23 protein-coding genes are annotated in these 24,906 nt (G+C 59.9%); 8 read left to right on the top strand and 15 right to left on the bottom strand.

Features of this window, described 5'->3' with window-relative positions:
- Window positions 1-306 (top strand): SprT-like domain-containing protein (locus tag BLX41_RS36125; RefSeq protein ID WP_259745130.1); only part of this gene is annotated, 306 nt, incomplete at its 5' end.
- Between the two features lie 33 nt (window positions 307-339).
- Here BLX41_RS36125 and BLX41_RS24135 read toward each other — a convergent pair.
- Together BLX41_RS24135 and BLX41_RS24130 are read right to left on the bottom strand one after the other, a co-directional pair.
- Complete coding sequence (locus tag BLX41_RS24135; RefSeq protein ID WP_123726909.1) at window positions 340-1,521, bottom strand: CaiB/BaiF CoA transferase family protein; 1,182 nt, start codon at window positions 1,519-1,521, stop codon at window positions 340-342.
- A gap of 147 nt (window positions 1,522-1,668) precedes the next feature.
- On the bottom strand, window positions 1,669-3,000 hold the full coding sequence (locus tag BLX41_RS24130; protein ID WP_123726908.1) for a dicarboxylate/amino acid:cation symporter: 1,332 nt from the start codon (window positions 2,998-3,000) through the stop codon (window positions 1,669-1,671).
- Window positions 3,001-3,332: 332 nt separating this feature from the next.
- On the opposite strand from BLX41_RS24130, the gene BLX41_RS24125 reads away from it, so the two are divergent.
- Window positions 3,333-4,331, top strand: coding sequence for an AraC family transcriptional regulator (locus tag BLX41_RS24125; RefSeq protein WP_123726907.1), 999 nt, complete (start codon window positions 3,333-3,335; stop codon window positions 4,329-4,331).
- A gap of 12 nt (window positions 4,332-4,343) precedes the next feature.
- Here the strand turns inward: BLX41_RS24125 and BLX41_RS24120 are convergent, their stop codons facing one another.
- The 3 genes from BLX41_RS24120 to BLX41_RS24110 form a co-directional block, all read right to left on the bottom strand.
- Window positions 4,344-5,690 (bottom strand): ATP-binding protein, encoded by a 1,347-nt coding sequence (locus BLX41_RS24120; protein ID WP_102880576.1) that lies wholly within the window; start codon window positions 5,688-5,690, stop codon window positions 4,344-4,346.
- A complete protein-coding gene (locus tag BLX41_RS24115; protein ID WP_123726906.1) occupies window positions 5,687-6,364 on the bottom strand; it encodes a response regulator in 678 nt (225 codons plus the stop codon). Before BLX41_RS24115 ends, BLX41_RS24120 begins: the two co-directional genes overlap by 4 nt.
- Before the next feature lie 121 nt (window positions 6,365-6,485).
- Window positions 6,486-7,088 carry an outer membrane beta-barrel protein gene (locus tag BLX41_RS24110; RefSeq protein WP_123726905.1) on the bottom strand — a complete coding sequence of 201 codons (603 nt, stop codon included), beginning with the start codon at window positions 7,086-7,088 and terminating at the stop codon, window positions 6,486-6,488.
- Window positions 7,089-7,309: 221 nt separating this feature from the next.
- On the opposite strand from BLX41_RS24110, the gene BLX41_RS24105 reads away from it, so the two are divergent.
- Window positions 7,310-8,086: a 4'-phosphopantetheinyl transferase family protein gene (locus BLX41_RS24105; RefSeq protein ID WP_123726904.1), complete on the top strand. Its 777-nt coding sequence runs from the start codon at window positions 7,310-7,312 to the stop codon at window positions 8,084-8,086.
- Here the strand turns inward: BLX41_RS24105 and BLX41_RS24100 are convergent.
- Both BLX41_RS24100 and BLX41_RS24095 read right to left on the bottom strand, forming a co-directional pair.
- Window positions 8,049-9,659: an ATP-binding protein gene (locus BLX41_RS24100; RefSeq protein WP_123726903.1), complete on the bottom strand. Its 1,611-nt coding sequence runs from the start codon at window positions 9,657-9,659 to the stop codon at window positions 8,049-8,051. The genes BLX41_RS24105 and BLX41_RS24100 overlap by 38 nt on opposite strands.
- Entirely contained in the window at window positions 9,656-10,378 is a 723-nt protein-coding gene (locus tag BLX41_RS24095) for a response regulator (protein ID WP_123726902.1), read from the bottom strand. The genes BLX41_RS24100 and BLX41_RS24095 overlap by 4 nt, the downstream gene beginning before the upstream one ends.
- Window positions 10,379-11,134: 756 nt before the next feature.
- Between BLX41_RS24095 and BLX41_RS24090 the strand changes: the two genes are divergently transcribed.
- The gene (locus tag BLX41_RS24090; protein ID WP_123726901.1) at window positions 11,135-14,029 is read left to right on the top strand and encodes a ribonucleoside-diphosphate reductase subunit alpha; all 2,895 of its coding nucleotides are present in this window, start codon (window positions 11,135-11,137) and stop codon (window positions 14,027-14,029) included.
- Window positions 14,030-14,348: 319 nt separating this feature from the next.
- On the opposite strand, the gene flgE is transcribed toward BLX41_RS24090, so the two are convergent.
- The 6 genes from flgE to BLX41_RS24060 all read right to left on the bottom strand — a co-directional run bounded on the left by flgE (window position 14,349) and on the right by BLX41_RS24060 (window position 19,376).
- Entirely contained in the window at window positions 14,349-15,692 is a 1,344-nt protein-coding gene (gene flgE / locus BLX41_RS24085) for a flagellar hook protein FlgE (protein ID WP_123726900.1), read from the bottom strand.
- A gap of 29 nt (window positions 15,693-15,721) precedes the next feature.
- Window positions 15,722-16,450 (bottom strand): flagellar hook assembly protein FlgD, encoded by a 729-nt coding sequence (flgD, locus tag BLX41_RS24080; RefSeq protein WP_123726899.1) that lies wholly within the window; start codon window positions 16,448-16,450, stop codon window positions 15,722-15,724.
- Window positions 16,451-16,465: 15 nt separating this feature from the next.
- Window positions 16,466-16,909 (bottom strand): flagellar basal body rod protein FlgC, encoded by a 444-nt coding sequence (gene flgC / locus BLX41_RS24075; RefSeq protein WP_011062742.1) that lies wholly within the window; start codon window positions 16,907-16,909, stop codon window positions 16,466-16,468.
- A gap of 3 nt (window positions 16,910-16,912) precedes the next feature.
- Window positions 16,913-17,320 carry a flagellar basal body rod protein FlgB gene (gene flgB, locus BLX41_RS24070; RefSeq protein WP_123726898.1) on the bottom strand — a complete coding sequence of 136 codons (408 nt, stop codon included), beginning with the start codon at window positions 17,318-17,320 and terminating at the stop codon, window positions 16,913-16,915.
- A 251-nt stretch (window positions 17,321-17,571) separates the two neighbouring features.
- Window positions 17,572-18,399 (bottom strand): protein-glutamate O-methyltransferase CheR, encoded by an 828-nt coding sequence (gene cheR / locus BLX41_RS24065; RefSeq protein WP_011062744.1) that lies wholly within the window; start codon window positions 18,397-18,399, stop codon window positions 17,572-17,574.
- A gap of 44 nt (window positions 18,400-18,443) precedes the next feature.
- The gene (locus BLX41_RS24060) at window positions 18,444-19,376 is read right to left on the bottom strand and encodes a chemotaxis protein CheV (protein WP_123726897.1); all 933 of its coding nucleotides are present in this window, start codon (window positions 19,374-19,376) and stop codon (window positions 18,444-18,446) included.
- Between the two features lie 75 nt (window positions 19,377-19,451).
- Between BLX41_RS24060 and flgA the strand changes: the two genes are divergently transcribed.
- The 4 genes from flgA to BLX41_RS24040 all read left to right on the top strand — a co-directional run bounded on the left by flgA (window position 19,452) and on the right by BLX41_RS24040 (window position 22,041).
- Window positions 19,452-20,213: a flagellar basal body P-ring formation chaperone FlgA gene (flgA, locus tag BLX41_RS24055; RefSeq protein WP_123726896.1), complete on the top strand. Its 762-nt coding sequence runs from the start codon at window positions 19,452-19,454 to the stop codon at window positions 20,211-20,213.
- A 151-nt stretch (window positions 20,214-20,364) separates the two neighbouring features.
- Complete coding sequence (gene flgM / locus BLX41_RS24050; protein WP_123726895.1) at window positions 20,365-20,682, top strand: flagellar biosynthesis anti-sigma factor FlgM; 318 nt, start codon at window positions 20,365-20,367, stop codon at window positions 20,680-20,682.
- Between the two features lie 48 nt (window positions 20,683-20,730).
- On the top strand, window positions 20,731-21,198 hold the full coding sequence (locus BLX41_RS24045) for a flagella synthesis protein FlgN (RefSeq protein WP_123726894.1): 468 nt from the start codon (window positions 20,731-20,733) through the stop codon (window positions 21,196-21,198).
- Between the two features lie 96 nt (window positions 21,199-21,294).
- On the top strand, window positions 21,295-22,041 hold the full coding sequence (locus BLX41_RS24040; protein WP_123726893.1) for a flagellar brake protein: 747 nt from the start codon (window positions 21,295-21,297) through the stop codon (window positions 22,039-22,041).
- A 57-nt stretch (window positions 22,042-22,098) separates the two neighbouring features.
- Here the strand turns inward: BLX41_RS24040 and BLX41_RS24035 are convergent, their stop codons facing one another.
- Entirely contained in the window at window positions 22,099-23,469 is a 1,371-nt protein-coding gene (locus tag BLX41_RS24035) for an MFS transporter (RefSeq protein WP_123726892.1), read from the bottom strand.
- A 73-nt stretch (window positions 23,470-23,542) separates the two neighbouring features.
- Window positions 23,543-24,784 carry a glutamine synthetase family protein gene (locus BLX41_RS24030; RefSeq protein WP_180988437.1) on the bottom strand — a complete coding sequence of 414 codons (1,242 nt, stop codon included), beginning with the start codon at window positions 24,782-24,784 and terminating at the stop codon, window positions 23,543-23,545.
- Between the last annotated feature and the right edge of the window lie 122 nt (window positions 24,785-24,906).

Genomic DNA, 24,906 nt, shown 5'->3' with positions numbered 1-24,906 from the left:
AAGCAGACCGTGGCCCACGAAGTCGCGCACCTGATCGCCCATCAGTTGTTTGGCGAGCGCATTCAGCCCCACGGCGAAGAATGGCAACTGATCATGCGCGGGGTGTATGAACTGCCGCCCAATCGTTGCCACACCTATGACGTCAAACGCCGCAGCGTGACCCGCTACATCTACCGCTGCCCCTGCGCCGAAAGCGATTTTCCGTTTTCGGCGCAACGCCACAAGCTGGTGTCTCAGGGGCGTCGCTACCTGTGTCGACGCTGTCGGCACACCCTGGTCTACAGCGGAGAAACCAGGGTCGAGTGATGGCGCCAACGCGCTTCGCCGGCAAGCCGACGCCTAGGCGATGATCTGGTTGCGCCGCAGCTCCTCGATACGCTCAGCGCTGTAACCAAGCTCCGCCAGCACCTGATCGGAATGGGCGCCCAGCCTGGCGCCGATATGCCGCGGCTCGGGCAAACCTTCGGAGAACTTCAGCGGACATGCCATCTGTGCCTGGAGGCTACCGTCTTCCCGGGGGACCTGGCTCACCAGTTGCCGAGCCTGCAATTGGGGATGCTCCACCGCCTCGGCCAGGCTCAGCACGGGTTCGACACAAGCGTCGAGCCCGACAAACAACTGGCAAAGCTCGGCGAAGTCGTGTTTTTCAAACTCGATCTGCAAGGCCTGCTTGAGGGCCCTTTGCTGCTCGGGCAGGGGGGACAAGCCCTGGACCGCCAGTTCCGACCGCCCCAGGGCTTCACACAGCTGCTGCATGAACACCGGCTCCAGGCTGCCCACCGATAGCCAACGCCCATCCCGGCTGCGGTAGTAGTCGTAGAAGCTGCCACCATTGAGCACCTGCTGCTCCATTCCCGGCTCAACCCCGCAAGCCAGGTAACCGGCTCCGGCCATGGCGTTCAGGCTGAACACGCAATCGGTCATGCTGATATCCAGGTGCTGGCCCTGCCCGCTGTGCTGCCGGGCGATCACCGCCGCCAGCAGGCCGATCACGCCGTGCAGCGAGCCCCCGGCGATATCCGCCGCCTGGATGCCCAGAGGCAGCGGACCCTGGTCGCGACGCCCGGTCTGGCTGGCGAGCCCGGCAAGGGCCAGGTAGTTGATGTCGTGGCCGGCGCGGTCCTTGTAGGGCCCGGTCTGGCCATAGCCGGTAATCGAGACATAGATCAGCCGTGGGTTGATCGCCTTCAAAGCCTCGTACCCCAGTCCCAGGCGCTCCATCACGCCCGGGCGAAACTGTTCAAGAATGATGTCATGGTCCTGCAGCAGTTGCCGGATCACCTCCAGCGCCTCCGGCCGCTTGAGATCCAGGGCCAGGCTGCGCTTGTTGCGGTTGAGATAGGCGTGACTGGCGGATACGCCGTGATCGTGGGGCGGCAGCACCCGCAGCAGGTCCATGCGGGTCGGCGACTCGATGCGCAGCACCTCGGCCCCCATGTCCGCCAGCAGCAGCGAGGCGAATGGCCCCGGCAACAGGGTGGAGAAATCCAGTACCTTGAGTGACGCCAACGGCCCTTGCATGTGCCCTCTCCTCTTGATCGACCGCCTCAGAGTAGGCAGCCGCGAGCAGCGCAACAATTACCACAACGGTCAGCCGGACTGACCGTTACGCTCAATCCCCAGGCAATAAAAAACCCGCCGCAGCGGGTTTCTTATATTCAGCAAGGCTTACTTGATGCTCGGTGCCGGACCTTCGGCCACACCCAGATCGTCGGTTTCACGTGTGTCGCTGATACCGCGGCCACCAGACGCCAGCTCGACCTGCAGTTTGTCTTCGTCCAGTTCCTTGACCCACTTGGCGACGACCAGGGTAGCCACGGCATTGCCCACCAGGTTGGTCAGGGCTCGGGCTTCGGACATGAAGCGGTCGATACCCAGAATCAGCGCCAGACCGGCCACTGGGAGGTGACCCACGGCCGACAGGGTGGCGGCCAGAACGATGAAGCCACTGCCAGTCACACCGGCAGCACCTTTGGAGGACAGCAGCAGTACCAGCAGCAGGGTGATCTGGTGAGTGATGTCCATGTGAGTGTCAGTTGCCTGAGCAATGAACACCGCCGCCATGGTCAGGTAGATCGAGGTACCGTCCAGGTTGAAGGAGTAACCGGTAGGAATCACCAGGCCGACCACCGACTTCTTGGCACCCAGGCGCTCCATCTTGATCAGCATGCGTGGCAGGGCCGACTCCGAGGACGAGGTGCCCAGCACGATCAGCAGTTCTTCGCGGATGTAGCGGATCAGCTTGATCACGCTGAAGCCGTGGGCGCGGCAGATAGCACCCAGGACCACCAGCACGAACACCACGCAGGTGATGTAGAAGCAGATCATCAACTGGCCCAGTTGCACCAGGGAGCCGACGCCGTAGGCACCGATGGTGAAGGCCATGGCACCCAGCGCACCCAGGGGCGCGAGCTTCATGATCATGTTGATGATGTTGAACATCACGTGGGCGAAGCGGTCGATGAAGTCCAGCACCGGTTTGCCGTAGGCACCCAGGCGATGCAGGGCGAAACCGAAGATCACCGAGAACATCAGCACTTGCAGGATGTCGCCATTGGCAAAGGCACCGACGATGGTCGACGGGATCACGTTGAGGATGAAGCCGACAATGCTCTGGTCATTGCCCGCAGTCACATAGGCCGCGACTTTCGAAGCATCCAGGGTCGAGGCGTCAATGTGCATGCCGGCACCCGGCTGCACCACGTTGACCACGATCAGGCCGATCAGCAGGGCAATGGTGGAGACGATTTCGAAGTACAGCAGCGCGTAGCCGCCAGTCTTGCCCACCGATTTCATGTTCTGCATGCCGGCGATACCACTCACCACGGTGCAGAAAATGATCGGCGCAATGACCATCTTGATCAGTTTGATGAACCCATCACCCAGAGGCTTGAGGGCCACGCCGGTCTGAGGATAGAAGTGACCGAGCAGGATGCCGATGGCGATGGCAACGATCACCTGGAAATACAGGGATTTGTACAGTGGCTGACGAGTCGTCATTGCAAAGTTCCTCAAGAGCCCCGGCATACAGCTTCCGTCGATGCATGCGGTGCCTAAAGTGCGAACCCTCCTGCGCTGGAGGGATTTGTTGTGTCGAGCTGCGTGCTGGCAGATCTTCCGGCTCTATCGCAAAGCCCGTGCCACCTTGTAAAAAGGCCCTACAGGCCTTTAGACATCAGGGGTCGAGCCGATCTTTGCATCCCTTGCACCCGGCGCAGCTGGCGGATTTCCGCCCATTCACCGAGTCTCGTCCTACAATTTGGCGGATATCCGCCTTGTTCCCTCATGGGGGGCTGGCTAACATCCGCCACTCAATGGACGGACCAGCCTTCATGCGCGAACGCACCATCGCCAGCCACTTTGCCCGTGCCGCCTTAGGTGGTGCACGTCGTCGCGGTTACGATTACGAGCCGCTGCTGCTGCAACTGGGCATCAGCCCCGAACTGCTGGGCCAGCCCAAGGCCCGCATCGCCCCCGAGCAATTCACCTGTCTGCTGCAGCAACTGTGGCTGGCGTTGGACGATGAATACCTGGGCTTCGGCCATGGCCCCAGTAAACGCGGAACCTTCGCCATGATGTGCCACGCGCTGATCCACTGCCGCACCTTGGAAAAAGCGCTCAACCGCGGCTTATTATTTTATAGCTTGTTTGCGCAAGCTCCGCGCCTTCGTCTGACGCGTGAAGGGGAAATGGCTCGCCTGAGCCTGGATGATTCTGAGCTATGGGACCCGGAGCACTTTCTTAGCGAAAGCCTGCTGGTGATCTGGCATCGCCTGGGCAGTTGGCTGATCGGCCAGCGCATACGTCTTGAGCAAGCCTGCTTCAGCTACCCGAAACCCGAACACGGCGCGGAATACGATCTGCTGTTTCCCTGCCCACTGCAGTTCAGCCAGGAACACAGTAGCCTGTTGTTCCACAGTCGCTACCTGGGCATGCCGTTGCTACAGGATGAACGTACCCTCAAGCACTTCCTTGAGCGCTCCCCCGCCGACCTGTTGTCACGCCCGGACCAGGGCGACAGCCTCAGCAGCCAGTTGCGACGCCTGCTCAGCCGTGACCGAGAGCGCTGGCCCGACCTGGAAAGCGTTGCCCAGCACCTGCACGTCAGCCCGCAAACACTGCGCCGTCATCTGCGGGAAGAGGGTTCGAGCTTTCAGGCGTTGAAGGATGAACTGCGCCGCGACATCGCCATCTATCACCTGGGGCGGGCCGACCTGTCATTGCAACAAATCGCCGAGCAACTGGGCTTTTCCGAACCCTCGGCCTTTCATCGGGCATTCAAGAAATGGACCGGCCTGACCCCAGGCGCCTATCGGGCCCGGGAGCAGTAGCAAAAGCGTCCTTTACAGGGCCGGGAAGTGAATCCTGAAGGCCGCACCGCCCAAGGCAGAATCCCCCAGGGTCAACTGCGCGCCGTAACTCTCGATGATGTCCTTGACCACCGCCAGGCCTATGCCCTGCCCTGGGTGCTGGCGATCAAGACGCTCGCCACGCTGGAGAATCCGTGCCCGCTGATCCGGCGGCACACCAGGACCATCGTCTTCCACACACAGCTCAGAACCGTCCAGAGTCTCGCGCACACTGATGCGCACCGAGCTCAGGCACAGGCGGTAGGCGTTCTCCAGCAGGTTGCCAAGCAACTCAAGCAAAGCCCCGTGCTCGATCGGCACATAGCAGCGCTCGGGCAAATCGAAGGATACGCGCACCTGCTTGTCGCGATAGACCTTGTCCAGGGTGTCGCACAGGCTTTGCAACACCGGCCGCAGACGCACCTGATGGCGTACGAGGCCACTCTTGCGCAGGCTGGCACGCTGCAACTGGTAGCTGATCTGCTGGCTCATGCGTTCGATCTGCGTCTGCAGGACCCAGGCCTGCTCCCGGTCCTGAGGCCGTTGCGCCATGTCCTCGCTGACCCCTTGCAACACTGTCAGCGGGGTTTTCAGGCTATGGGCCAGATCATCCAGGGAGTCCCGGTAGCGGCTGCGCTGCTCCCGCTCGCTTTGCAGCAGGCGGTTCAAGGAACCAGTCAGGCGCAACAGCTCCCGCGGATGCTCCTCACTGAGGCTTTGGCGGGTACCGCTCTCGATCTGGTCCAACTCCTGGCTCAAGCGCCGCAGGGCCTGCAAGCCCCAGGTCAGCCCCAGCCAGAGCAATGCCAGGAGCACCAGTAAAGCGGCACCAAAGCCCAGATAGAGGTTTTCCCTGACCCCTTCCAGGGTCTGCTGGTACTCGCGCACCGGTTGCAGTGCAACGATACTGAAGGCCGCGTTCTTGCCCCCCAGCAACTTGATCTCGACGTCGTAGACGAAGAACTCCTGACCATTGGCTTCACGGATTCTGGCGAACTCATTACCGCGCCCGTCGTACCGCGGTCGGTAGTTGATGTTCTCTTCCTGGGTGGCCCGGGAGCGCCACACCAGGTGCCCCTCTCGGTCATAGATGTAGCCCAGCAGGCGACTGTCGGCGAGATTGAAGCGCTCGTCCGGCAGTTGTGCGGGCATCTGCAGGCGATTGTTTTCAATTCGTGCCGCCGAAATCAGAGTGGTGACATCGGAAGCCAGGCGCTGCTCGATGGAGTCCTGCAGCGCCAGGCTGAAGGCCCCCTGCATCGCCGGCAGCAACGCCAGCATGAACAGCACCGCCAGGGTGGTCGCCGCCAGCATCAGCCGCAGGCGCAGCGATCGAATCATCGGCAGCGCTCGTTGAACAGGTAGCCCAGGCCACGCACCGTATCGATCGGCTTGAAGCCCGACGGACCTTCCAGCTTGCGCCGCAGCCGCCCCACCAGCACCTCGATGACATTCGGATCACGCTCGTCATCGTCCGGGTACAACTGCTCCATCAGCCGGTCCTTGGCCACCACCTGCTGATGATGGCGCATCAGGTACTCGAGGATCCGGTATTCGTAGGCGGTCAGGGCCAGGGGCTGCTCATCCAGGGACGCCTGCTTGCGGTTCAGGTCCAGCAGCAACGGGCCGGCAATGATGGTGGACTGGGTAAAACCGCTGGAGCGCCGCAGCAACGCATTGAGCCGTGCATCCAGCTCTTCGAACTGAAACGGCTTGACCACATAGTCGTCGGCACCGGCAGCCAGGCCTTCGACCTTGTCCTGCCAGTTGCCGCGGGCGGTGAGGATGAGGATCGGAAACGTCTTGCCACGGGCACGTAGCTGGCGGATCAGATCCAGTCCACCCATGCCGGGCAAGCCCAGGTCGATCACCGCCAGATCATGATTGAACTGCTCGGTCTGATACAACGCCTCCTCGGCGTTCGCCACAGACTCGACCACATGGCCACTGTCGGTGAGGCGGGTTTGCAGGTGATGGCGCAACAGCGCCTCATCTTCGACAACCAGCAACTTCATAACGCTCTCCCAGGCATAATTCGACATCTCCAAGGGCGCCCCTGCGCCCTGACAATCAATGCGCCAGCGCCGGACCGTGCCCAAGGCACAATCCGGCGCGGTTCAAGCCAGGCCGCTTAATTTAGAAAGCGTAGTTGGCCGACAGATAAGTCTGGGCGCTGCTGGTAAGGCTCAATGAACCTTGCTTGTTACCGCCGCGCTCGCTCATCTCGGTCCCGGCATTGCTGCGCAGGTAACGGTAACCGAGCTCCACCGATGTGTTTTGTGAAACCTGCTGCAGGACACCAGCCTGTACTCCCACCGCGTAACCGATGTCGCTGTCGCGGCTGAAGCCGGGGGATTCCTGGGTCAGCTTGGTCAAACCGGCGGTAGCGCCGCCAAACAGTTTGGTGCTGCTGGTCACCGGCAGGAACATATCGTAACTGCCCAGCAGGTTTTGCTGACGCAGTTTAATGCCATTGTGAGAGCCGGAAACGTAATCGTAAGTGGCGTAGTAACGGCCCTGGTCATTCTGTTGACCGAAGCGCACACCCCAGGTGTTGTCCTTGCCGATCACGCCATCGGCGTTCGGATGCCCGAGATTGCTGTTGAGCTGGCTGGATTTTTTAACCTTGTCGCTAGTCTGGCCATAGGTCAGGCTGGCGAAATTGCTGTCAGCGGCTTGGGCGGCGGCGCTGGCGCCGAGAACGGTAAAGGCCAGGATAAGTTTTTTCAATGAAGTCATAGGAAGTTTCCTTTGCGCTATTGGCTTTTTGGGTACGGGACTAGAGTAAACAGCCCGCCCTGAACTCCCCCTGAACACACTCTTAACCTCGCCTGAACCAGATTCATCTGGCTGTCTTGAGGCGTTTTAACCTGCACAACACTCTCGCCTAGCTTTCTGAGCCCCCTCTCTGCGCCACACACCGCTACCCTCGAACTCTTCAACCCGGCAAACTATCGGCCATGAATGCACTCCCCCCTCTCCCCGCTTGCTGTACCTCTCTGGATGCCTCCTGGCCCCTGCCAGAGGCATTGCCCCATACCCTTTGGCTGAGCACTCGGTTCGATCCCGGGCACTTGGCTGCGGATGATTTCCAGCGCAGCGGCATTGAAGCACCGACAAGCATCCAGCGCTCGGTAGCCAAGCGCCAGGCCGAGTTCCTTGCCGGACGCCTATGCGCCCGGACCGCCCTGTGGCAACTGCAGCGCTTGGATTGGGTTCCCCCGATCGGGGCCGACCGGGCGCCGATCTGGCCCGAGCATATCTGCGGCTCTATCACCCACAGCACCGGACGCGCCGCCGCCATCGTCGCCGACAAACAGCACTGGCGAGCCCTGGGGATGGACCTGGAAAAGCTGCTGAGCAATGAGCGCGCCGCCAATCTGGCGCAGCAGATCCTCACTCCGGCAGAACTGCAACGCCGGGACCTGTTGCCCCCTGCATTGCATGCCTTGGCGGTGACCCTGACCTTCTCGATCAAGGAAAGCCTGTACAAGACCCTGTATCCGCTGGTGCAGAAAAGCTTCTACTTCGAACACGCCGAGGTAGTGGAGTGGTCCCCCGAGGGCCAGGTCCGAGTGCGTCTACTGACGGACCTGAGCGAAGAATGGCACCACGGCAGCGAGCTGCAGGGACAGTTCACGGTCGAGGACAACCAGTTGCTCAGCCTGATCGCCATCAAGGCCGCCCCCCCGACAGCCCTCAGCGAGGCTCCTGCTGCCGGGGCCAACTCAGGCTGAAGCAGGCACCCCCGAGGCTCTTGCTCTTGCTGATCAGGGCGCGGCCATCGTGCCAATGGATAATTCGCCGCACGATCGACAGCCCCAACCCATGGCCGCCGGAAGCCCGGGTACGACTGTCATCCAGGCGCAGAAAAGGCGTGAAGATCTTTTCCCAGGCACTTTCCGGCACCCCGGGTCCGTCATCCTCCACATCCACCCGACAGCGCAACTGGCCCACCTGATAACTGACGGTGACCTGGGATTCCGCATGGCGCATGGCATTGCTCACCAGATTCTGCAGCGCCCGGTGCAGATAGCGCGGCTCAGCCTCGACCCAGGCGCCGTCGCACTCGGCCGCGGACAGGCACAACCCACGCTGGACCCTGAGATTGGCCCGCAAGGGTGCGAGCTCGCTGATCACTTGGTTGATCAGCGCATCCAGGTCGATACGCTGGAAGTTCAAGGCCGGCGAGCCCTGTTCCAGGCGAGCATAGGTGAGCATCTCGTCCACCAGCCGATCCAGGTCCTGAATATCGTTGTCCATGCCGTCCAGGTACTTCTGCCGTGCCTGATCGGTACTGGCCGAAGCAATCATCTCCAGACCGAAACGCAACCGAGCCACCGGTGTACGCAACTCATGAGAGACCGCCCGCACCAGTTCGCGCTGGATCGCCAACAAGCGTTGCAAATGCTCGGCCATACCGTTGAATGCAGCCGCCAGGCGCCCCACCGAATCCACGCCACGAGCCGGTACGCGGGTTTCCAGGCTGCCCTTGGCAATCTTCGTGGCTGCCGATTCCAGGCCGCTGAGACGTCGTTCCAACTGGCGTACCAATAAATAGACGATCAGGCCAATCAGGCTCAGGCCGAGCACGGCAATCAACACCAGCCATTGCGGCGGATAAGGGTTCATCTGATACAGCGGGCCGATTTCCAGGACCCAGGGCGTCCCCACCAGCCCCGCGAATACCCGGATCGAGTCACCGCCCTTGCCCAGGGCCATCACCGTATCGCCCTCGGCCACCCGCCGGCGCTGGTCCTCATCCAAATCGGCGGCATCCAGGGTGGACAGGCGCATGTCGAATCCAAAACCCTTGGCTTCCTTTAGTGCCGCCAGGCGCTCGGGCTGCTCCGCCACCGGATACCGTACCAATTCGTCCGCCAGCAGATAGATGGTTGCCCGGGCCAGTTGCTCGCTGATCTGTTGCACTTCGGCACTGAGCAGCAACTGCTCCTTTTCACTGACCAGGCGATAGACCCGGGCCGCGAAGGGCCCGGTCTGCTCCACCAGCGCCTGCCCCCTCAGCACCCGGCCACGCTGGCTGCTGTCCAGGTCGGTCTGACTGAAGCTCTTCAGGCTCAGGGGAATCCCCAACAACCGCTCCCACACGGCCAGGGCACGGCGGCGCTCGATCTCGCTCATGGGCTTGAGGTTGTCCGCCATCAGCGAGAAAGTGCCATGGGCCAATCGTTCGCGGTACTGCTCGCTGCGCACTTCATTGAGCAAGTGCAGGGCCAGCACCCCCAACAGCGCCACCAGGATCAGCGCGGCACACATGCCGCCATAGATTCGCAGGAAGATGGAATTCACGAGGGCAAGTCGGCGGCGGCTTCGGGAACGAACAGATAGCCCTTGCTGCGAATGGTCTTGATCAGTCGAGGGTGCTCCGGGTCGTCGCCGATCTTGGGCCGGATACGCGAGATGCGCACGTCGATGGAGCGATCCTGGCCGTCATAACCTATGCCGCGCAGAGCGGTGAAGATTTCCTCACGGGACAGTATCCGCCCGGCGTTCTCCACCAACAGCCACAACAGATCGAACTCGGCGCTGGTCAGCTCGATGCCGACATCGCTCAGCCATGCTTCGCGCAGAGCATTGTCCACCACCAGGGGACCGAATTGCAGGCGCCGGGTTTTCTCCTGGGCGGGCTCCGATGCCTCGCTGCGCCGCAGCAAGGCATGGATGCGCGCCAGCAACAAGCGGGGGCGCACCGGCTTGCAGACATAGTCGTCGGCCCCCAGGTCCAGGCCCATGACCTGATCCATGTCATCGGTACGGGCGGTGAGCATGAGAATAGGCCCGTCATAACGAGCTCGGACCTTGCGACAGATACTCAGGCCATCTTCGCCGGGCAGCATCAGGTCGAGAATCACCAGATCCGGCTGCTCGGCAATGATCCTGGCTGCAGCCAGAGCGCCGTTGCCCTCGATGGCCACCTGCAGGCCGTTACTCTCCAGATATTCACGGGTCAACTCAGCCAGACGCTGGTCATCCTCGACAATCAGTACCTGCCAGGCTTCTTGCTCCACGCTCGACCTCTTTTATTGCCAGCACTCATTGGAAAAGCAAGCACCCGTCTTTTTGTCATGAAAAAGACGGATAACCGGCCATGGAAAACGCCACCACCACCCCATGGACCGCGACGGATTGTAGCAACCGGGATCGGCCCCCACACAAGCGACTAAAACGACTCGGTCAGGGGGATTTTTTGTGATAGGGTTCGCGCCCGCAAAAATCCGCCCAAGGCAATTTCCGGCGGTAAAAAACAGTGACAAACGGTTCCATGCACTGGGACCGCGGCCTCCGCGAGTTTTACCCAGCCCATACACAATTTACGCACAACCTTATCCACAGGCAGCACGTTGCAATCAGCCCCCAAAACGCATTATCTTGTAGCCCGGCGGCCAAAAACACCTATATCTAGGGTTTTACGCAAAAAACCAAACACAATTCAGACAAGAAACTCAAGCCCTTTTCTTGCCCCGTTTGGTGGAACCAATCGCTGTTTCAGAAGACCAAGACCGCGCGTGCGGATGGCATCGTTTTCCACCCTGTCCAGGAGAAAGCGGTACGGGTGTTGCAGCAACAAGACTGTCACCCACCAGGAATAAGGTGCCGAGCCCAGGCTCGACACCATGACTTCGGCATGGAAGCGGCGCCAACAGCCCCCTTCCTGAACTGTCCCGAAGTCGTTATGCCCGGCCTCTGCCGGCTGTAGTGCTTCAGGACGGAACGGTGGGCACCTCATTGGTGCCCAAACAAACATAGAGAACGTGGAGACACCCATGCAAACCGACACAACTCGCGAGAACCCGCAGGCCAATGCGCCGCAGGCCGCCGATTCCAACCTGGATCTGTCTGCTACCGCCCCTGGCCAATTGCGCGTGATCAAGCGTAACGGCACTGTCGTTGCTTACACCGATGACAAGATCACCGTCGCTATCACCAAAGCGTTCCTCGCAGTTGAAGGCGGCACCGCCGCTGCCTCGTCGCGAATCCACGACACCGTGGCGCGCCTGACCGAACAGGTCACCGCGACCTTCAAGCGCCGCATGCCTTCGGGCGGCACCATCCACATCGAAGAGATCCAGGATCAGGTCGAACTGGCCCTGATGCGCGCAGGCGAACAGAAAGTTGCCCGTGACTACGTGATCTACCGTGACTCCCGCGCCAAGGAACGCGCCACTCGCACCACCGGCGAAGAGCCGGTACAAGCCCACCCATCGATCCGCATCACCCGCGCCGATGGCAGCTTCGCTCCTCTGGACATGGGTCGCCTGAACACCATCGTCAGCGAAGCCTGCGAAGGCCTGGAAGAAGTCGATGGCGATCTGATCCAGCGTGAAACCCTGAAGAACCTCTACGACGGCGTGGCCCTGAAAGACGTCAACACCGCCCTGGTGATGACCGCCCGCACCCTGGTCGAGCGTGAGCCGAACTACTCGTTCGTCACCGCCCGCCTGCTGATGGACACCCTGCGCGCCGAAGGCCTGGGCTTCCTCGAAGTGGCCGAAAGCGCCACTCACCACGAAATGGCCGACCTGTACGCCAAGGCACTGCCGGCCTACGTCGCCAAGGGTATCGAGTTCGAATTGCTGAACCCGGTGCTGGCTGAATTCGACCTGGAAAAACTCGGCAAGGCGATCAACCACGAGCGCGACCAGCAGTTCACCTACCTGGGCCTGCAAACCCTGTACGACCGTTACTTCATCCACAAGGACGGCATCCGCTTCGAACTGCCGCAGATCTTCTTCATGCGCGTGGCCATGGGCCTGGCGATCGAAGAAAAGCAGCGTGAAGACCGTGCCATCGAGTTCTACAACCTGCTGTCGTCCTTCGACTACATGGCTTCGACTCCGACCCTGTTCAACGCCGGCACCCTGCGTCCACAGCTGTCGAGCTGCTACCTGACCACCGTTCCGGACGACCTGTCGGGCATCTACGGCGCCATCCACGACAACGCCATGCTGTCGAAATTCGCCGGTGGCCTGGGCAACGACTGGACTCCGGTACGTGCGCTGGGCTCGTACATCAAGGGCACCAACGGCAAATCCCAGGGCGTCGTGCCGTTCCTGAAAGTGGTCAACGACACTGCCGTTGCCGTCAACCAGGGTGGCAAGCGCAAAGGCGCTGTGTGTGCCTACCTGGAAACCTGGCACATGGACATCGAAGAGTTCATCGAGCTGCGCAAGAACACCGGTGATGATCGTCGTCGTACCCACGACATGAACACCGCCAACTGGATCCCCGACCTGTTCATGAAGCGCGTCTTCGATGACGGCAAGTGGACCCTGTTCTCGCCGTCCGAAGTACCGGATCTGCACGACCTGACCGGCAAGGCCTTCGAAGAGCGCTACGAGTACTACGAAGCCCTGACCGAGTACCCGGGCAAGGTCAAGCTGTTCAAGACCATCCAGGCCAAAGACCTGTGGCGCAAAATGCTCTCCATGCTGTTTGAAACCGGCCACCCATGGCTGACCTTCAAAGACCCGTGCAACCTGCGCAGCCCGCAGCAGCACGTGGGTGTGGTCCACAGCTCGAACCTGTGCACCGAGATCACCTTGAACACCAACAAGGACGAGATCGCCGTTTGCAACCTGGGTTCGATCAACCTGCCGAACCACATCGTCAACGGCAAGCTGGATACCGCCAAGCTGCAACGCACCGTGAACACCGCCGTGCGCATGCTCGACAACGTGATCGACATCAACTACTACTCGGTGCCGCAAGCGAAGAACTCCAACTTCAAGCACCGTCCGGTCGGCCTGGGCATCATGGGCTTCCAGGACGCACTGTACCTGCAGCACATCGCCTACGGTTCCGACGCTGCCGTCGAGTTCGCCGACAAGTCCATGGAAGCGGTCAGCTACTACGCGATCCAGGCTTCCTGCGACCTGGCCGACGAGCGCGGCGCCTACGAGACGTTCCAGGGTTCGCTGTGGTCCAAAGGCATCCTGCCGCTGGATTCGCAACAGATCCTGATCGAGGCCCGCGGCCAGAAGTACATCGATGTGGACCTCAACGAAACCCTGGACTGGGCGCCGGTACGTGCCCGCGTACAGAAAGGCATTCGTAACTCCAACATCATGGCCATTGCACCGACCGCGACCATCGCCAACATCACCGGCGTATCGCAGTCGATCGAACCCACCTACCAGAACCTCTACGTGAAATCGAACCTGTCGGGCGAATTCACCGTGATCAACCCGTACCTGGTTCGCGACCTCAAGGCTCGCGGTCTGTGGGACTCGGTCATGATCAACGACCTGAAGTACTACGACGGTTCGGTGCAACAGATCGAGCGCATCCCGCAAGAACTCAAAGAGCTCTACGCGACCGCCTTCGAAGTGGAAACCAAGTGGATCGTCGACGCTGCCAGCCGTCGCCAGAAGTGGATCGACCAGGCTCAGTCGCTGAACCTGTACATCGCCGGCGCCTCGGGCAAGAAGCTGGACGTGACCTACCGCATGGCTTGGTACCGTGGCCTGAAAACCACTTACTACCTCCGCGCCCTGGCCGCCACCAGCACCGAGAAGTCCACCATCAACACCGGCAAGCTGAACGCTGTTTCCAGCGGCGGCAACCACGGTGACGACTCGGTCCTGGCTGCTCCCGCAGGTCCTGCTCCAGTGCCGAAGGCTTGCGCCATCGACGAGCCGGATTGCGAAGCTTGCCAATAAGCTGAGCTGACAGGCGCCTATGGCGCCTGTGCCAACCCCCGATAGGCCTGCGGCTTATCGGGGGTTTTCTTTTGCCCGCAACAAAGCTGCAGAAGCCGGCTTGCCGACGAAGAAGCCCCCCCAAGCGCTGCGCAAGCTTCAAGGATGCCTTCGCTGGCAAGCCAGCTCCTACACAAGCCAGACACCTGCACAGGCACGCTCCGCTCAAACCAGTGCACCTCTAGGAACCTGCCGTCGATAACGAACATGAACGGCGGCAGCAGGCATAAAAAAGCCCCTCATCGAGGGGCTTTTTGTACAGCGCTCAAGCGAACCAGCATCAGGTCATCTGGATGATGGTCTGCATGATGGTGCTCTGGGTGGAGATGGTCTTGGCGTTCGCCTGATAGTTGCTCTGAGCCTTGATCAGGTTCACCAGCTCATTGGTCAGGTTTACGTTGGACTCTTCCAGGGAGTTGGACTGGATCGCTCCCAGGGTGCCGGTCTTCGGTGCGTCATAACCTGGAATACCGGACGAGTAGGTCTCTTTCCACTGAGTGCCGCCTACCGGCTGCAGACCTTGCTCGTTGGTGAAGCTGGCCAGGGAAATCTGACCGATCGCCTTGGTCTGCTCGTTGCTGAAGTTGGCCAGCATCACACCGGTGCCATCGATGGTCAGGCTGCTGATCTGACCGGTGGAGTAGCCGTTCTGCGCAATGATCGAGCGAGTACTTTCGCCAAACACCGAACCGGTTTTGGTCATGTCGATGCTGACGCCATTCGCCGCAGGCTTGGAGCCGTTAGGAGTGAACACGCCATTGGTGACGGTACCCGGAGTCCAGGCGGTAGCCGACATGACAATGCTGTTGCCGGTAATGGTATACGGCGTGGTCCCAGGCGCAGCTGGCGGGGTCATGCTGCTGAGCTTGCCCGACGAGTCGAACTTCATGGTGATCGGCGACTGGTTGGCCATGGTGAATGCAGTACCGTCCGGGTTGCGACCATCAATCAGCGTGTAGGTTTGCCACTCATTGGCGTTCGGCGTCTTGATCATGTACTGATCCATGACGTGCTTGTTGCCCTGAGAGTCATACACCGGGGTACTGAACGACTTGGTGTAGGTGGTGTTGTCGGTCGGATTGAATACATAAACCGGAGCGGTCGAAGCCACATTGATCGGAGTCGAATCGGAATCCAGGTTGATCGTCGAGGAGATCGAGTCGGTTGGCTTGGGCGACAGGTTCGAGGTATCGATCCGCAGGTCGGTCAATACACCGTTGATGATCTTGCCGTTGGCATCTACGGCATAGCCTTGCAGGCGCGCAGTGCCATCACTGTTGGTGATGAAGCCTTCCTTGTCGGTCTTGAAGGTACCGGCACGGGTGTAAGTCAGCGAGCCGTTGGTGCTGAGCACGAAAAAGCCCTGCCCCTGAATACCCATGTCCAGCACGTTGCCCGTATTGCTGATGTCACCGTTGGTGAACTGCTGGGAAACGTTGGACAGGCGTACGCCGTTACCAATCACCTGGGTGCCGCTGCCCAGTTTGGTGGCCGAGTAGACGTCGGAGAATTCTGCGCGGGAAGATTTGAAACCGGTGGTCGCGACGTTGGCGATGTTGTTGCCGGTGACGTCCAGCTGTTTGTTGGCAGCGTAGAGACCGCTAAGGCCGATATTGAAAGACATATTCCACTCCTTGTGCCGGTTAGTCGGCTCTAGATACCAATGGTTTGTACTTTGGACAGGGCAATCGGGCTGCTCAGTCCTGCCAGGTTCAGCATCAACTCTCCGCCGGTCTGGCTGATGGTGACGCTGTTGACTGTCGCCGGCAGATAAGTGATCAGGTCAGTGCCCTTGCCGTCGATGGTGGTGCTGGCCTTGAAGGTGTAGTTACCCGGGGCCGCCTTGGTGCCGTCGGTCTTGGTGCCATCCCAGACAAAGCTGGCGTTGCCGGCCTTCTGGCTACCCATGTCGATGGTCTTGACGGTGTTGCCATCCTTGTCGGTGATGGTCACTTTGACCGAGCTGACGCCGGACGGAACGGTCACCGAACCGGTCATGCTCTTGCTGGTGTCCACCTGAGTGGTGCCGGACTGGACGATCACCGAGCGACCGACCAGGGACGAAGCCTGCAGAGCCTGAGACGATTTGTAGTTGCCAGTGATGGAGTTCACCGAGCTATTGAGGGTCGTGATCCCCTCCAGGGTGGAGAACTGCGCCAACTGGGCAACGAACGCACTGTTGTCCTGAGGATCCAGCGGGTTCTGGTTGTTCAGCTGGGTCACCAGCAGCTTGAGGAAGGCGTCCTTGCCCAGGGCCTGCTTGCCGGTGGCGCTGTTCGTCGCTGCCGCCAGGCCGTCGGCGCTGGTGTTCGCGGTCTTCTTCGACGAGTTGGCCAGTATATCCTTGAGGGATGGGCCGCTGGTGGTATCAGTAACGCTCATTGGCTTCGCCCCTTATCACTGACCCAGGGTCAGGACCTTTTGCATCATGGTTTTGGCGGTGTTCATCATTTCAGCGTTGGTCTGGAACGAGCGACTGGCGGAAATCATGTCGGCCATTTCTTCCACCACGTTGACGTTGGGGTAGTAGACGTAACCCTTGGCATCCGCGGCCGGGTGGTTCGGTTCGTAGCGAGCTTCCAGATTGCTCTGGTCTTCCACTACACCCAGCACCTGTACGCCTTGACCTGCAGCATCCTGGTTCTGGAACAGCGAATCGCTGCCACCGCTCTGGGCCCCCTGAAACATGGTGGCAAACACCGGATGACGAGCACGGTAAGTCTGATCGATGCTCGACGACACGCTCTCGGCGTTGGCGATGTTACTGGCGACGGTGTTCAGACGAGTGGTCTGAGCGCTCATGCCACTACCGGCAATATTGAAAACACTGGCAAGGGACATGGATTACTCTCCGCGCAGGGCCGCAACCAGCCCTTTGAATTTGCTGTTGAGCAGCGTGAAGCTGGCTTGGAAGTCCACCGAGTTCTGTGCGTAGCTCGATTGCTCCAACTGGGCATCCACGGTGTTCTGGTCGATCGAGGGCTGCATCGGCGTGCGATACAGCAGCGACTCGTCGCCACTGCTCAGGCCCTGGGCTTCGATATGCCGGGTGTTGGTCATGTTCAGCGCAAAGCTGCCGTTCTTGGCCTTGTCGTTCTGCTCGGCGAGCACAGCAGAGAAGTCCAGATCCCGAGCCTTGTAGTTCGGGGTGTCGGCGTTGGCAATGTTGTTGGCCAGCACTTCGGCACGCTTGGCGCGAAAGCCAAGAGCTTGTTCGTGAATACCGAGCGCTTTATCGAAGCTGATGCTCATGTCGGAAACCTTTGGGTGACCTGATTTTTCGTAATCTAGACTTAGCAAGCTACGTGCCAAGTCAAAGAACCCCGTAAATCAAGGGCTCTACGGCAGCGGCAAGGCGGCAATGCCAGAAAAGCGGCAATGGATTTCCGCGAAACGCCGGCAAAGCGGCAATCGACCTGCCGCTTTTAGTCCAGCTACCCGATAAAATGACGCCCACAAAAAAGGAGGCCCTGAGGCCTCCCTTTTATTGCTGCAACCGTCAATCACTTCGCCTGGTAGATGATTCCCGGGCTGCATTGCACCATCTGATAATGATCCGGCAGACCATTGAGCGCTTCGGAAGCGCCCAGGAACAGGTAACCGCCAGGCTTCAGAGTGCTGTGAATGCGCATCAGGATGTCCTTCTTGACCTCGGCCGAGAAGTAGATCAGCACATTGCGACAGAACACGATGTCGAACTTGCCAAGGCTGGCATAGCTGTCCAGCAGGTTGAACGAGCGAAACTCCACCCGACTCTTGATCGGTGCCTTGACCACCCAGCGCCCCGGCCCTTTAGGGTCAAAGTAGCGCTGCAGGCGCTCGGCCGATAAACCACGACCGATGGCCAGGCTGTCGTATTCGCCGGTCTTGCAGTTATTGAGCATGGTCCCGGACAGATCGGTAGCAACAATCTGCACCCCCATCTTCAACTGGCCCATGTTGCTGCGCTCGAACTCATCGATGGACATCGACAAGGAATAGGGCTCTTGCCCCGACGAGCATGCCGCCGACCAGATTCGCAAGCGCTGATTGGGGCTGGCCTTGATGGCTTCGGGAAGCACCTTGTTCTTCAATACTTCGAAGGGATAGGTGTCACGAAACCACAAGGTTTCGTTGGTCGTCATCGCATCCACCACCATCTCGCGCAATCCGCTGCGCGGCTGGGTCTGAATCCGTTGAACCAGCTCACCCAAGGTTTTGATGCCCTGCTGTTCCATCAGTTTGTTGAGACGGCTCGAGACAAGATATTGCTTGTTTTCCCCGAGCAAAATACCACAGGCTTTTTCCAGGAAGACCCGGAACTGTTCAAAATCCAAATTACCCGTAGACAATGCTGCCGCCTCTTAAATCTTATGTTCGCCAGGGGCTGATGCCCTCAGCTGTGGTCTGCTGCTTTGATCCGGTCGACTACCCGGGATGCCAGGTCATCAGGACGGAACTTGGCAAGGAAGTCATCGGCACCGACCTTCTTCACCATCGCCTGATTGAACACCCCTGACAACGAAGTATGCAGGATGATATGCAGCTTTTGCATGCGTGGATCATTACGTATCTCGGCCGTGAGGGTGTAACCGTCCATTTCGGGCATTTCGATGTCGGAGATCATCATGAGGAATTCCTCTTCCGGCTTCTTGCCCTCATCCACCAGCTTGCGCAGGTAGTCCAGCGCTTGCCGGCCATCGTTCAGCGCCACCACCTCGACACCCACAGTCTGCAGGCAGCGAGTAACCTGCTTACGCGCCACTGACGAATCGTCAACGGTCAGTACGCGCAGGGAAACAGCCTTGTGCTGAGTTTCGACATCCACCACGCCCACCGAGATCGACTCGGAGGTAGGGGCGACTTCCGCCAGAACCTTTTCAACGTCGATGATCTCGACCAACTGGTTGTCCACCCGAGTCACCGCCGTCAGGTAGTGATCGCGACCGGTACCCTTGGGCGGCGGATGGATCTCTTCCCAGTTCATATTGACGATACGCTCCACCGAGCGCACCAAAAACCCCTGGGTCTTGGTGTTGTACTCAGTGATGATGACGAACGGGTTGCTCTGATCCTGCAACCCACCCGAACCTGTGGCCATTGCCAGATCCAGGATCGGAATGGTCGCCCCTCGAATATTCGCGACACCGCACACCACAGGATTGGATTTGGGCATCAGGGTCAGCTTGGGGCATTGCAGCACCTCGCGAACCTTGAATACGTTGATCCCGTAGAGTTGCTCACCGTCCAGACGGAACAGCAGCAACTCCAGGCGATTCTGCCCAACCAATTGCGTGCGCTGGTTTACCGAATCCATTACACCAGCCATGCCCAGACTCCCCAAAGCTTTAAGATCCGACGCACGCTCATCACTAAACGGCACGGCGCTTGCTTTTTAACTGTTATGAACGCCAAAACGACATTTTTCCGACGCCTGACATCCCGCTACCGCGCATTGCTTTGCGGGCTGTCGGCGCTGTGTATCCTAAACCCTGGCGGCCCTGCCGTTGCTGATTCGGTCACCCTGCCTGATCTACTTATCGGCGTCACTCAAGGGTTTCTTGAATTCACGGTAGAAGACTACCTGGCCACCAGTCAAACGGAAGGACGCTACGAAATCCAAGTCAACCAGTTGGATCCGCGCATGCGCATGCCCGCTTGCGACAAGGAATTGACAGCGAGCCTGGAAAGTCCAGCACAGCCGCTAGGACGGGTCACGGTCAAGGTACGCTGCGAAGGCGCCTCACCCTGGACCGTATTCGTTCCGGCCCAAGTGAAGCTTTTTCGCGAAGTGGTCACCACTTCACGCCCACTCAAGCGCGCCGGGATCATCGAGCCAGAAGACGTGGTGTTGCGAGAGAGAGATATCAGCCTGAACAATCAGGGCTACCTGACCTCCGTGGACCAGGCCATCGGTCAGAAACTTGTCCGACCAATGGTTGCCGACCAACTCATTACCCTGGGTCACCTGGAACAGGCTGAAGTGGTGCGCAAGGGCGATCAGGTGGTGATTTCGGCACGTAGCGGTACCTTGAACGTGCGGATGCCGGGGGAGGCACTGTCCAATGGCGGCATGAGCGAGCAGATCCGGGTCAAGAACCTGAATTCGCAGCGAGTGATCAAGGCGCGCATCACCGCACCGGGGCAGGTGGAAGTGGCAATGTAGATAACTGGCGCTCGACTCGCTCGTTCCCTAAACTGTGGCCGATAAAGGGTCGCAGATACCTGCGCTGGCTTGGTGACAATCGAGCCTAAAGTTTTTCAGGGTATGGCCGAAAACATGGCAAGCGTCCAAATACCCAGAGGTTTTCTTCATCATGGTCATCGACTTCAGCCGTTTAAACAGCTCCCCTTCACTGACAGGCAGTACGCGTACCAGCGCTAGCAAGGAAACCGGTGATGCCGGCAAATCCGCTCCGCTGACGACAGCAGCCGAGACCAGCAAAAGCGGGGAATCGGTACACCTCAGCAATGAGGCTCAACAGTTGCAGAAAATCACCGACAAGCTGCGCGATCAGCCTGCTGTCGACAAGGTCCGGGTGGCCGAGTTGAAGCAAGCCATTGCCGATGGCAGCTATAAGGTCGACAGCAACCGTGTAGCCAGCAAACTGCTCAACTTCGAAGCCCAGCGCTAGCCACAGGCTTGCGCCAGGCTTTTGGACGCTTAATCCCCAAGGCCAGCCATGCACGACACCAATTTACTGCAACTGATCAATGACGACCTTGCTCCAGCTCAACAACTGCTGGAGCTGCTCAGAGCCGAATCCATTGCCTTACACGGCCGCGACATGCCGTTGCTGGAGGATATCCTGGCGCAGAAGCAGGCCCTGGTCATATTGCTGGAACAACATGGCCGTAAGCGCACAGAGATCCTTGCCAGCCTGAACCTGCCGAGCAATCGTGCAGGCCTCGAGCAATTGGCCAGTCACTCCAGCCTGGGCGACCAACTGCTCGAGCAGGGCAATCTGCTGACCCAGTTGCTCGCCGACTGCCAGGCCACCAACGAACTCAACGGCCGTTCGATCCAGATTCAACAGGCCACCACCGCCAACCAGCTGAAAATCCTCAACGGCGGTGAACCCCCAGCACTTTATGACGCCCGCGGCTCTACCTCTATGCTTGCGAAGCCCCGCCCACTCAGTCAGGCTTAAGCCCCAAAAATGAGCGCGTGCTACCAAGCCGTGAAACATGCTGGCAAAATGCCAGGCCCTGCGTGTAGTTGTATTTTGTCTGGAGATTGATGAACCGTGTTCAACGCCTCAAACGCGGAAGATGCTCCGCAGCCACCCAAGGTGTTCACCACTGCGTTGGAAATTTCCTCCAACCTGCGGCTGCTGCAAGAGAGCCACGATCCGCTGATCATCACTTTCCATGAGCGTAGCCAGCGCTTCCAGAGCTACATCGTGGAAGTGGACCGCGACAGCAACATGATTGCTCTCGATGAAATGATCCCTCGCGACGGTGAGCGATTCATGCTGGCGGGCGAGCCATTTCGCGTTGAAGGCTTTCATGAAGGCGTGCGCATTGCCTGGGAAAGCAACGGCCTTCCAACCCTCGACGAGTCCAATGGCGGTCGCTGCTACCGTGCCACACTGCCGGACGAAGTGGTTTACCATCAACGGCGCAATGCCTTCCGTGCTGCACTCAAGTTGGCACAACTGGTCGACATCGAACTCAGCGGCGAAAAACTCAAGTCCCCCCTGACCGGCAAACTGCTGGATATCTCCGCCACCGGCTGCAAGTTGCGCTTCGACGGCGATATATCCTCGCGCCTGCAACTGGGTCAGGTGTACGAGCGCTTTATTGCCGCCCTGCCCTTCGGCAGCATGACCGCTCCGGTCGAACTGCGTTATCTGCATCACGAGGAGCGTATCGACACCACCTTTGCCGGCGTGCGTTTTCACAACATGAGCGGCCTGGTGCAGCGTCAGGTAGAGCGCTTCGTCTATCAGTTGCAGCGTGAAGCTCGGCGTTTCGACAAAGACGATCTCTGAGCCCCACGCACCAATGAAAACGGGCAGTGCCTTGCGGCAACTGCCCGTTTTTCGTTGCTAGGGTCGAGCCCCGCTCAGATGATCCCGAGCACAATCGTCGGGCGGCGTATCATCCGACGCTTCCGGCGTCTCAGGCTCCGCTGCAGGCGCGGCGTCTGGCGCTGGCGTGGTCTGCATCTGATCCTGCACCACCTGCTCATCCACCCGTGGATCGAGGGCCGCCACCAGCGGTGAGCTGGACATACTGTCCGGCATGGCTACGTGATGCAGCGGCGCATCATCCACCTGATGCAGATTGGTCACCGCCTTCGGCCGGATTCTCCAGACCAGGACCAGAGCAAAGAAGCTGAAGAAGGCATACAACATCTGGCTGCCAAACAACTTCATCAGCACCCCAGCCGCCAACGGACCGATGCTCGCACCCACGCCATACGTCACCAGCAGCATCGCCGTCAGCGACACTCGACGGTCACTTTCCACATGGTCATTGGAGAAAGCCACCGCCAACGGATAGAGGCAGAACTGCACCAGGGAACAAAGGAACCCGAGGACAAACAGCATCTCCAGGGGGACGGCCGGCAGGATCGCCAGAGGCAAGGCCACCACAGCCAGGAACAATGCAAAACAGCGAATCAGCAACGCCCGATCGTAGCGATCGGACAACCATCCCAATGGCCACTGCACCACCAGGCCTGCAAAAATACAGCTCCCCATGAACAGACCGACTTGCTCGGTACTCAAGCCCTGCTGCGACGCATAGAGCGGCGCAAGGCCGTAGAACGAACCGACGATCAATCCCGAACCCAGCACGGTACTCAGGGACTGGGGTACTCGTTTGATAAAGAAGCGCGGTTCCATCGGCGCCGGATGCAGAGGCGCCGGGTGAATACGCCGGGTCATGGCCACCGGCACCAGGCACAGGGCAAAGCACAGGGCCACCAACATCAACAGTTCCAGCCCCAGGGCCGGGTGCATGACCAGAATCAACTGCCCCAGTACCAGCCCCAGGTAAGAGGCGATCATGTAGCCGCTGAACACCAGCCCGCGCTGATTGGCGTCGGCCTGCTCGTTGAGCCAGCTTTCGATGACCATGTACTGGCACATCATCCCCAGCCCGACGATCATCCGCAGCACCAGCCAGGCCGGCAGCCAGTCCACCAATCCATGCCCGAGCACCGCCGCACCAACAATCCCGGCACAAGTCGCGTAGGCGCGGATATGCCCGACCCGGGCAATCAACCGGTGCCCCAGCTTGCCCCCCAATACCAGGCCGAAATAGTTGGCCGCCATCAAGGCCCCCACCCACAGGCCATCGACATGGTCGGCGGCCAGGCGTAGAGCCAGATAAGTGCTGAGCAGGCCCGAGCCGATCAACATCATCAGCGAGGCGAAGTAAAGCGCTCGAAAGGATTTCCAGATTTGGCGCATCGGCGTTCCGAGCGGCTCCTTGAATGAGGTGCCGGGCCCTTGGCAAATCAGGACCCGACCAGCGACGGTTCGGTTATGCCTGGGCCGCTAACACACGCCGCTCCCAGGGAGTGATTTCATCAAAGAAGCTGGTCAACTCCATGGTCTTCGAAGCGATGTAGCCTTCGATGAACTCGGTGCCGAACAGTTCCCTTGCCAACTGACTACGTTTCAGACGCTCCAGCGCCGCATGCAAGGTACAAGGCAGCGACAGATTGTCCGGAACCTCGAACTCGCCCTGGATCGCCGCCGTGGGTTCAAGCTCATTCTCGATCCCGTGCAAGCCCGCTGCCAGACTCGCAGCAATCGCCAGGTACGGATTGGCGTCCGCGCCCGGCAGGCGATTCTCCACCCGCCGCGCCACCGGCGAACTGGCCGGAATACGCAGCCCCGCAGCCCGATTGTCATGGGACCAGCAGGCATTGTTCGGCGAAGCGTAAGGATGGCACAAGCGCTGATAGGAGTTCACGTTGGGCGCAAACAATGCGGTGAAGTCCGCCAGCCCGGCCTGCAACCCACCGATGAAGTGGCGGAACATCGCCGTCGGCTGCCCCGCGTCGTCGCTGAAGACGTTCCGCCCACTGCCGATCTCCACCAGGCTCTGGTGAATATGCATCGAGCTGCCCGGCGTATGAGCCAGGGGCTTGGCCATGCAAACCACGATCAGCCCGTGCTTGAGGGCCACTTCCTTGAGCAGGTGCTTGAACAGGAAGGTCTGGTCTGCCAGCAGCAGCGGATCGCCGTGCAACAGATTGATCTCGAACTGGCTGACGCCCATTTCATGCATGAAGGTATCGCGAGGCAGGCCCAGGGCCGCCATGCACTCGTAGACTTCCTTGAAGAACGGCCGCAGGCCGTTGTTGGAGCTGACACTGAATGCCGAGTAGCCCTCCTCACGTCGACCGTCCAGGCCTACTGGAGGCCGAAAAGCCTGTGCCGGATCGTCATTGGCGGCGAACACGAAGAACTCCAGTTCAGTAGCCACCACCGGTGCCAGCCCCAGGGCCGCATAGCGCGCGATCACCTGCTTGAGCTGGCCGCGGGTGGAGAGTCGCGAGCTTTCGCCACTGAGCTCATCCGCATCACAAATGGCCAGCGCCCGTGGCGTCTGGCTCCAGGGCAGACGATGAATTTGCCGAGGGTCGGCATTGAGCGCCAGGTCGCCGTCGTCGCTGCCGTAAAACCGTGCCGGCGGATATCCGCCCATGATGCATTGCAGCAGCACCCCGCGAGCCATCTGCAAACGCCGCCCTTCGAGGAAGCCCTCGGCTGTCATCACCTTGCCCCGCGGCACGCCATTGAGATCCGGAGTGACGCATTCAATCTCATCAATGCCCGTCAATCGCTCGGCGAGTGAACTATGGCCATCGGTTGTCATGACTCAATCCTTGTTGTTAT

Source organism: Pseudomonas protegens, assembly GCF_003732485.1.
Taxonomy (GTDB): Bacteria; Pseudomonadota; Gammaproteobacteria; order Pseudomonadales; family Pseudomonadaceae; genus Aquipseudomonas; species Aquipseudomonas protegens_B.
Note: the sequence above shows the minus strand (reverse complement) of the source record. Positions and strands in the feature narration are given on the sequence as shown.

Bases quoted from the DNA above. Each gene is read 5' to 3' on its own strand.
- flgB (WP_123726898.1), bottom strand. From the start codon at position 17,320: ATGAGCATCAGCTTCGATAAAGCGCTCGGTATTCACGAACAAGCTCTT.
- BLX41_RS24120 (WP_102880576.1), bottom strand. From the start codon at position 5,690: ATGATTCGATCGCTGCGCCTGCGGCTGATGCTGGCGGCGACCACCCTG.
- BLX41_RS24060 (WP_123726897.1), bottom strand. From the start codon at position 19,376: ATGGCTGGTGTAATGGATTCGGTAAACCAGCGCACGCAATTGGTTGGG.
- BLX41_RS24105 (WP_123726904.1), top strand. From the start codon at position 7,310: ATGAATGCACTCCCCCCTCTCCCCGCTTGCTGTACCTCTCTGGATGCC.
- BLX41_RS24135 (WP_123726909.1), bottom strand. From the start codon at position 1,521: ATGCAAGGGCCGTTGGCGTCACTCAAGGTACTGGATTTCTCCACCCTG.
- flgE (WP_123726900.1), bottom strand. From the start codon at position 15,692: ATGTCTTTCAATATCGGCCTTAGCGGTCTCTACGCTGCCAACAAACAG.
- flgA (WP_123726896.1), top strand. From the start codon at position 19,452: ATGAACGCCAAAACGACATTTTTCCGACGCCTGACATCCCGCTACCGC.
- BLX41_RS24045 (WP_123726894.1), top strand. From the start codon at position 20,731: ATGCACGACACCAATTTACTGCAACTGATCAATGACGACCTTGCTCCA.
- flgM (WP_123726895.1), top strand. From the start codon at position 20,365: ATGGTCATCGACTTCAGCCGTTTAAACAGCTCCCCTTCACTGACAGGC.
- BLX41_RS24030 (WP_180988437.1), bottom strand. From the start codon at position 24,784: ATGACAGCCGAGGGCTTCCTCGAAGGGCGGCGTTTGCAGATGGCTCGC.
- BLX41_RS24110 (WP_123726905.1), bottom strand. From the start codon at position 7,088: ATGACTTCATTGAAAAAACTTATCCTGGCCTTTACCGTTCTCGGCGCC.
- flgC (WP_011062742.1), bottom strand. From the start codon at position 16,909: ATGTCCCTTGCCAGTGTTTTCAATATTGCCGGTAGTGGCATGAGCGCT.
- BLX41_RS24130 (WP_123726908.1), bottom strand. From the start codon at position 3,000: ATGACGACTCGTCAGCCACTGTACAAATCCCTGTATTTCCAGGTGATC.
- BLX41_RS24125 (WP_123726907.1), top strand. From the start codon at position 3,333: ATGCGCGAACGCACCATCGCCAGCCACTTTGCCCGTGCCGCCTTAGGT.
- BLX41_RS24115 (WP_123726906.1), bottom strand. From the start codon at position 6,364: ATGAAGTTGCTGGTTGTCGAAGATGAGGCGCTGTTGCGCCATCACCTG.
- BLX41_RS24035 (WP_123726892.1), bottom strand. From the start codon at position 23,469: ATGCGCCAAATCTGGAAATCCTTTCGAGCGCTTTACTTCGCCTCGCTG.
- BLX41_RS24090 (WP_123726901.1), top strand. From the start codon at position 11,135: ATGCAAACCGACACAACTCGCGAGAACCCGCAGGCCAATGCGCCGCAG.
- flgD (WP_123726899.1), bottom strand. From the start codon at position 16,450: ATGAGCGTTACTGATACCACCAGCGGCCCATCCCTCAAGGATATACTG.